The sequence below is a fragment of the Pseudomonas sp. 34 E 7 genome, from assembly GCF_900005715.1.
GTDB lineage: Bacteria > Pseudomonadota > Gammaproteobacteria > Pseudomonadales > Pseudomonadaceae > Aquipseudomonas > Aquipseudomonas orientalis_A.
On the sequence record NZ_CVTX01000061.1, the window covers coordinates 1 to 6,965 of the forward strand.

A 6,965-nucleotide genomic window follows, 5' to 3' on the forward strand; every position below is an offset into this window, starting at 1 on the left:
AGGGCGGTCACGGTGGCGGTTTTGTCGGCGGGCAGCACTTCGGCGTGGACATCGTCGATGCCCAGGGCCTCTGCGACCACTCGCGCGCTGCCGCGATTATCGCCGGTGAGCAGGTGGCTGCTGATGTGCTGGGCCTTGAGTTGCTGCACGGCGTGCAGTGCGCCGGGCTTGAGCGTGTCGCCAAACGCGAACAGGCCCAGCACGCGCGGATGTGCGCCTTGTTCGATCAGCCAGGACAGGGTGCGACCTTCGGCTTCCCATTCAGTCGCGCGCTGACTCAGCGCGCCGGCGTCAAGGCCGGTTTCTTCCAGCAGGCGTCGATTGCCCAGGGCCAGTTGCCGGCCGTCCAGGGTGCCGGCGATGCCGCGTCCGGTCAGGGACTGGCTGGCACTGACGTCAGCCGGGTGCAGCCCCTGTTCGTCACAGGCATCCAGCACCGCCTTGGCCAGCGGGTGCTCGCTGCCACGCTGCAGGGCTCCCGCCTGTTGCAGCAGGCGCGAGGTGTTGCCGTCCACCGCCGCCAGATGGGCGATTCTCGGCGCGCCCGAGGTGAGGGTGCCGGTCTTGTCGAACACCACGGCGCTCACCGCATGGGCATGCTCCAGCGCCTCGGCGTCCTTGATCAGAATGCCATGGCGTGCAGCGACGCCGGTGCCGGCCATGATTGCCGTCGGCGTCGCCAGGCCCAGGGCGCACGGGCAGGCGATCACCAGCACCGCGACCGCGTTGATGATTGCGCTCTCCAGGGGCGCGCCGTACAGCCACCAGCCCGCGAGGGTGAGCAATGCCACTACCAGCACCGTCGGGACGAAGACCTGGCTGACTTTATCCACCAGTTTCTGGATCGGTGCCTTGGCGGCCTGGGCGTCCTCGACCAGGCGGATGATCCGGGCCAACACGCTTTCCGCGCCCAGGGCCTGGGTACGCACCAGCAGGCGACCTTCACCGTTGATCGCGCCACCGGTGACCCGGTCGCCCGGTTGTTTCGGCACCGGCAGGCTTTCGCCGCTGATCAGCGCTTCGTCGGCATGGCTTTGGCCATCGACGACTTCGCCGTCTACCGGGAAGCGTTCGCCGGGCTTTACCATGACCAGGTCACCGAGCTTGAGCGCAGTGATGGCGACCTCTTCCTCACTGCCCTCCAACACGCGCACCGCCCGCTCGGGGCGCAAGGCTTCGAGGGCACGAATGGCGCTGGCGGTCTGGCGCTTGGCGCGGCTCTCCAGGTATTTACCCAGCAGCACCAGTGCGATCACCACGGCCGAGGCTTCGAAATACAAATGCGGAGCGGGCCGGGTGAGCCATTGATAAACGCTCAGGCCGTAACCGGCACTGGTGCCGATCGCCACCAGCAGGTCCATATTGCCCGCGCCGGCGCGCACGGCTTTCCAGGCGGCCCGGTAAAAACGCGCACCGAGGATAAATTGCACCGGTGTCGCCAGGGCGAACTGCACCCAGGCGGGGAGCATCCAGTGCAAGCCGAAGGGTTCGACCAGCATCGGCAGCACCAGGGGCAATGCCAGCACGATCGCCAGCATCAGCGCCCAGCGTTCGCGATGCAGGTGCCGGACTTGATCGGCCTGGGTGGCGGTGTCAGCCTGGGGCAGGCTGGCGGTGTAGCCGGCTTTGTCGACGGCGGCGATCAGCACGCCGGGGTCCATCTGGCCGATTACCTCGATGTGGGCGCGTTCGTTGGCCAGGTTGACGCTGGCACGTTGCACCCCCGGCACCTTGCCCAGCGCACGCTCCACTCGGCCGGCGCAACTGGCGCAGGTCATGCCGCCGATGGGCAGGTCAAAGGTGGTGGTTCCATTCATGGGGCAGTCCTCCGCAAAACAGTGCCCCCAGCATCAACCTTGACCTGTGGGGAAGGTCAAGCGTCTTTAAATCTTAGCTTAATAGCCCAACTCGGCGGCTTTGAGGTACATGCCGTCCGGGCCTTGGGCAATCCGCAGCTTGCGCACGTCGCCGGCCTTGAGCGTGATGTTCTGGGCGGGCGGGGCGAGCATGCCGGGCAGACAGCCCGGCGATTGCCCCGGCAGCAGTTTCAGGCGCAGTGACACATTGCCGGCAGGCAGGTTGAATGAAGTGGACTCTTCCTGAAACAGGCGGCCGGCCAGTTGATCCTGGATATACAGGCCGATTTCACAGGACGTCGGCACTTCCAGGCGCTCCCGGGAAATGATCAGCACCGCGTAGTCTTCAGCGGCGGGCGCAACGGCAGAAAAACTCATCAGGCCGGCAAGGGCAAAAAAAGACCAGCGCATGGCGAATGCTCCGTGGGTCACATCGATAAAGTTGAAGCTTGGCCGACGTCGCCGCCGAATACCAGCCCGGCCGACGTTTCTGAAACTTGACCTTGCCATCGTGGCAAGGTCGAGACTGGGTTCAACCTCATCCAAGGAGTCTTGTCATGCAAATATTCAATGTTGAAGGAATGACCTGCGGCCATTGCGTTCGGGCGGTGACCCAGGCGGTGCACAGCCAGGATGCAGATGCCGAGGTGACGGTCGATCTTGCGGCGAAGCAGGTCAGGGTGCAAAGCCAACTGGAGCGCGAAGCCATCGCACAGTTGATCAAGGAAGAAGGCTACACCGTGGTCTGATTTTTAATAGTTAGCGAGCTATCTTAATGTTCAAGGCACCCAAGCGCGGCTAGACTGTCGGGCTGCCGACTCACTTGGGTGCCTGATGAACCTTCGCATTATTCTGATCCTCGGCGCCTTGAGCGCCTTTGCGCCGTTGGCGATCGACTTTTACCTGCCGGGCTTTCCGGCCATCGCGAGCGCTTTTGCCACCGACGAAAAACATGTCCAACTGACCCTGGCGGTGTATTTCGCGGGGTTGGCCATCGGCCAATTGATCTACGGCCCGCTGGCCGACCGCTTTGGCCGGCGCGTGCCGCTGCTCAGCGGTGTGACGCTGTTTACCCTCGCGTCCTTCGCCTGTGCCTATGCGCCGTCCCTGGAATGGCTGATCGGTGCGCGTTTCGTGCAGGCGCTCGGCGGTTGCGCGGGCATGGTGATCTCGCGGGCGGTGGTGAGTGACAAATGCGACGCCGTGGGCTCGGCCAAGGTGTATTCGCAACTGATGCTGGTCACAGGCCTGGCGCCCATCCTTGCGCCGCTGGCGGGTGGGTTGATGGTGGGGCTGTGGGGCTGGCAGTCGATTTTCCTGGCGCTGTCGCTGTTCAGCGTGATGGCGGCCATTGCGGTGGCGGTGGGCTTGCCGGAAACCTTTCCGGCGCATCAGCCGCGCCAGCCGTTGTCCGGCTCGTTGCGCCGCTACGGCGCGCTGTTGTCGGACCGGGTTTACCTGGGCTACGCCCTGACCGGTGGCATCTCGATTGCCGGGATGTTTGCCTATATCGCCGGTTCACCGTTCGTGTTCATCAAACTGTATGGCGTGCCCGCCGAGCATTACGGCTGGCTGTTCGGTTCCAATGCCGCCGGTTTTATCCTGGTGGCGCAGTTGAATGCGCGGTTACTGGCCAAACGCGGCCCGGCGTTTCTGCTCTCGCGTACGGTGTGGGTTTACGTGGCGGCGGCGCTGACGCTGCTTGGGATTGCAGCGCTGCGCACCGAAGCCCTGTGGCCGTTGCTGGTGCCGTTGTTTATCTGTATCGCCAGCCTGGGTTGCATTCTGCCCAACACCTCGGCGTGCGCCATGAACGGGCAAGGCGCGCGTGCCGGCAGCGCCTCGGCCTTGCTCGGGTGCATTCAATTTGGTGTGGCGGCGGGGGCGGCATCGTTGGTCGGGGTGTTGCACGACGGCACGGCCATGCCGATGGCGATGGTCATCAGCCTGTGCGGGGTGCTGGCGGTGACGATTGCGATGGCGACTTTGCGCCTGCAACGGGCAAGGGCCGCGCAGGCGCAGGTCTGAAGAGCCGATCAGCCGGCGGCGCGTTGCTGGCTGAGTGGAAAGCGGTGGGGGGCCTGGATGCGGGTTTGCAAGGTGTCGGCGAAGGCACGGGCCTCGGCTTCGGTGTGAAAAATAATCGACCGCTGGTCCAGGCGGACCTCCCACTGGGATTTTTTTGCTAACGCTTTTATCAGGATCTTCATTGCTGACTTCCTCACGTAAAAGAATCGTGGCAAAGGCGGCCAATATAAACCCGTATGCGCTCACAGAGATGACAAAGGTCAACTCTCGGACTAATGGTGTCGTCCATTACTTACATAAGTAACAGACGACACTGACAGCCGTTTTCTAGAACCCCTCTAACACGATCTTGCCCTTGGCCTTGCCGCTTTCCAGCAGCGCGTGGGCACGGCGCAGGTTCGCCGCATTGATCACGCCAAAATGCTCGCCGAGCGTGGTTTTCAAGGTGCCGGCGTCGATCAGCGCGGCCACGCGGTTGAGCAGGTTGTGCTGCTCGATCATGTCCGGGGTCTCGAACATCGAGCGGGTGTACATGAACTCCCAGTGCAGCGACAGGCTCTTGCGCTTGAGCGAACTCACGTCCAGCGCCTTGGGGTCGTCGATCAACGCCAGCTTGCCCTGGGGCTGCAGGGCTTCTACCAGTTGCTCCAGGTGCAGGTCGGTCTGGGTCAGGCTGGCGACGTGGGTCACTTGCGGGTGACCGGCGTGTTTGAGTGCCTCGCTCAGCGGCTGGCTATGGTCGATCACCAGGTCGGCGCCCAGGGCCTTGGCCCATTCCTGGGTCTCCGGGCGCGACGCGGTGCCGATGACTTTCAGCGCGGTGAGCTGGCTGGCCAGTTGGGTCAGGATCGAACCCACGCCGCCCGCTGCGCCGACGATCAACAGGCTCTGGCCCTGGTCCTGTTTGCCCTCGGCTATTTGCAAGCGTTCGAACAGCAGCTCCCAGGCGGTGATGGCGGTCAACGGCAGCGCCGCGGCTTCGGCAAAGCCCAGGCTCTTGGGCATATGGCCGACAATGCGTTCATCCACGGTGTGCAATTGGCTGTTGCCGCCCGGGCGCACCAGGGAGCCGGCGTAGAACACCTTGTCGCCGGCCTTGAACAGCGTCACTTCGCTGCCGACCGCCTTGACCACGCCGGCCACGTCCCAGCCGAGCACCTTGGCGGCGCCGTTTTCCGGAGCGACGTTCTGGCGTACCTTGGTGTCCACCGGGTTGACCGAGATGGCTTTGACTTCCACCAGCAGGTCACGCGGCCCGGCGACGGGTTCGGGCAGTTCGATGTCTTGCAGGGCGTTCACGTCGCTGATGGGCAGGGAGGTGTAATAGGCGATGGCTTTCATGATTTCTCCGGGGTAAATACGGTCAATGCAGGCGCGCGCTTGCTCGCGAAAATCGTTAACGAGGACGCAATACTTCTGGTTGAACACGTCGTTCCTGCGTTTTTCGCGAGCAAGCTCGCTCCTACAGAAAAAGGGATGGTCAGGCGAGAAACTTCAGGCGCTTGAGTTCGAAGTGTTCGATCACGTCGGCGGCCTTGGTCCGAAACGCCTGGATATGCGCACTCTGGTCGTGGTCGGCCAGGGCCGCGTCGTCGCTCCAGCGCTCGAGCATGTAGAACGTCTCGGGATGTTGCAGATCCTGGTGCAGGTCGTACTGCTCACAACCGGCTTCCAGGCGAGTCGGCTCAAGCAGACCGCGCAGCAGGGTTTCCAGGGTGGCCTGTTGGCCGGGCTTGGCGATCAGCGTGGCGATCACGTTAAAGGCGGTAGACATATCAACTCCTGGTCGATAGGGAACGGGATGGCCAGATGATTGGCTATTTCCAGCACGGATAAAAGCGGCTAAAACAAAGGTCTGTTTCAATAGAAAATTGATAATTGGCGGAAATTGATGCTGCGCTTTGATGATTTGCAGTTGTTTGTCCGGGCAGCGGACCTGGGCAGTCTGTCGGCGGCCGCGCGGGTCATGGACCTGTCCCCGGCGGTGGCCAGCGCTGCGTTGAAGCGCATAGAACAACAGCTGGGCGCGCGTTTGCTGGCACGCTCCACCCGCAGCCTGCGCTTGACCGCCGAAGGTGAGGGGTTTCTCACCTATGCCCGCGCCGCGTTGAGCTCACTGGATGAAGGGCGGCGCCTGTTGGCCAGTGGGCAGGACCATGTCAGCGGCATGCTGCAACTGTCGGCGCCTTCGGATTTCGGTCGCAACCTGCTGTTGCCCTGGCTGGATGACTTCCAGCGTGAATACCCGCAACTGAGCGTGCGCCTGTTGCTGGGGGATCGCATTGCCGACCTGTACCGCCAGCCGGTGGACATCGCCTTGCGCTATGGCGAACCCGAGGATTCCAGCCTGGTTGCGCTGCCCATCGCGCCGGAAAATATCCGGGTGCTGTGCGCGGCGCCCAGTTATCTGGCCCGGCACGGCGAACCGCGGCATCTGGAGCAACTGGCCCAGCACAATTGCCTGCTCTACATGCTCGCTGACCGGGTACACGACCATTGGCGTTTTTATGACGGCAAGCGCGAGGTCAGCCTGACGGTTTCCGGCGATCGCGTCAGTGACGACGCCGACGTGGTGCGCCGCTGGGCGGTGGCCGGCGTCGGCATTGCCTACAAGTCCTGGCTGGATGTGAGTACCGACGTCGTGGCCGGGCGTCTGCGCTTGATCCTGCCGGAGCTGCGCGGTGAGCGTACCCCGCTCAACCTGCTGTGCGCGCACCGTGCGCAGTTGAGCAAGCCCGTCAACTTGCTGCGGGAAATGCTCGTGTCCCGTTGTGCGACATTGACGAAGCAACTGTCGGAGCGATTCGCTGTGAAGTAATGGCCTCCAGCAAAGCAGGACATTTCCCTCGAGTGCTGTCCGCATTCAGGCTGTAAGACGCCATGGAACCGGCTGTTTTGGCCCCTATACTTTGGCGCCAACCGCAGCAGAAAAACGGTTCAACGGGGAGTCGAAAGATGGAACAGGCACCATGTATCAGTCGTATCGCCAGCTTGCTTGCCGAGCCCAAGCGCGCCGCAATGCTGTGGGCATTGATGGACGGTTCGGCGAAGTCTTCAGAGGAGTTGGCGACATTCGCCGGG

General features: G+C 63.1%; 8 protein-coding genes and 1 pseudogene. 4 read left to right on the forward strand and 5 right to left on the reverse strand.

The window, feature by feature from the left end; all coding sequences use genetic code 11:
* Positions 1-1,817, reverse strand: a 1,817-nt coding sequence (locus tag BFP96_RS02645; RefSeq protein ID WP_065935528.1) for a heavy metal translocating P-type ATPase, incomplete at its 3' end; no start/stop codon positions are given.
* 78 nt (positions 1,818-1,895) lie between these two features.
* Positions 1,896-2,267, reverse strand: coding sequence for a hypothetical protein (locus tag BFP96_RS02650; protein ID WP_065886498.1), 372 nt, complete (start codon positions 2,265-2,267; stop codon positions 1,896-1,898).
* 146 nt (positions 2,268-2,413) lie between these two features.
* On the opposite strand from BFP96_RS02650, the gene BFP96_RS02655 reads away from it, so the two are divergent.
* On the forward strand, positions 2,414-2,605 hold the full coding sequence (locus BFP96_RS02655; RefSeq protein WP_065886499.1) for a heavy-metal-associated domain-containing protein: 192 nt from the start codon (positions 2,414-2,416) through the stop codon (positions 2,603-2,605).
* An 85-nt stretch (positions 2,606-2,690) separates the two neighbouring features.
* Complete coding sequence (locus tag BFP96_RS02660; RefSeq protein WP_065894629.1) at positions 2,691-3,884, forward strand: multidrug effflux MFS transporter; 1,194 nt, start codon at positions 2,691-2,693, stop codon at positions 3,882-3,884.
* 8 nt (positions 3,885-3,892) lie between these two features.
* On the opposite strand, the gene BFP96_RS30790 is transcribed toward BFP96_RS02660, so the two are convergent.
* The 3 genes from BFP96_RS30790 to BFP96_RS02670 all read right to left on the reverse strand — a co-directional run bounded on the left by BFP96_RS30790 (position 3,893) and on the right by BFP96_RS02670 (position 5,658).
* A complete protein-coding gene (locus BFP96_RS30790) occupies positions 3,893-4,066 on the reverse strand; it encodes a hypothetical protein (RefSeq protein ID WP_163001561.1) in 174 nt (57 codons plus the stop codon).
* Positions 4,067-4,211: 145 nt separating this feature from the next.
* Positions 4,212-5,225 carry a zinc-binding alcohol dehydrogenase family protein gene (locus BFP96_RS02665; RefSeq protein ID WP_065935529.1) on the reverse strand — a complete coding sequence of 338 codons (1,014 nt, stop codon included), beginning with the start codon at positions 5,223-5,225 and terminating at the stop codon, positions 4,212-4,214.
* A 139-nt stretch (positions 5,226-5,364) separates the two neighbouring features.
* Positions 5,365-5,658 (reverse strand): putative quinol monooxygenase, encoded by a 294-nt coding sequence (locus BFP96_RS02670; protein WP_065886502.1) that lies wholly within the window; start codon positions 5,656-5,658, stop codon positions 5,365-5,367.
* Between the two features lie 117 nt (positions 5,659-5,775).
* Here BFP96_RS02670 and BFP96_RS02675 point away from each other — a divergent pair, with 117 nt between their 5' ends.
* The gene (locus BFP96_RS02675; protein ID WP_065894627.1) at positions 5,776-6,702 is read left to right on the forward strand and encodes a LysR family transcriptional regulator; all 927 of its coding nucleotides are present in this window, start codon (positions 5,776-5,778) and stop codon (positions 6,700-6,702) included.
* A 137-nt stretch (positions 6,703-6,839) separates the two neighbouring features.
* A pseudogene (locus BFP96_RS31070) lies at positions 6,840-6,965 on the forward strand (transcriptional regulator); the annotation flags it as partial.

What these genes read in the sequence shown, in the direction of transcription:
- BFP96_RS02650 (WP_065886498.1), bottom strand. Translation starts at nt 2,267, where the DNA reads ATGCGCTGGTCTTTTTTTGCCCTTGCCGGCCTGATGAGTTTTTCTGCC.
- BFP96_RS02655 (WP_065886499.1), top strand. Translation starts at nt 2,414, where the DNA reads ATGCAAATATTCAATGTTGAAGGAATGACCTGCGGCCATTGCGTTCGG.
- BFP96_RS02660 (WP_065894629.1), top strand. Translation starts at nt 2,691, where the DNA reads ATGAACCTTCGCATTATTCTGATCCTCGGCGCCTTGAGCGCCTTTGCG.
- BFP96_RS30790 (WP_163001561.1), bottom strand. Translation starts at nt 4,066, where the DNA reads ATGAAGATCCTGATAAAAGCGTTAGCAAAAAAATCCCAGTGGGAGGTC.
- BFP96_RS02665 (WP_065935529.1), bottom strand. Translation starts at nt 5,225, where the DNA reads ATGAAAGCCATCGCCTATTACACCTCCCTGCCCATCAGCGACGTGAAC.
- BFP96_RS02670 (WP_065886502.1), bottom strand. Translation starts at nt 5,658, where the DNA reads ATGTCTACCGCCTTTAACGTGATCGCCACGCTGATCGCCAAGCCCGGC.
- BFP96_RS02675 (WP_065894627.1), top strand. Translation starts at nt 5,776, where the DNA reads ATGCTGCGCTTTGATGATTTGCAGTTGTTTGTCCGGGCAGCGGACCTG.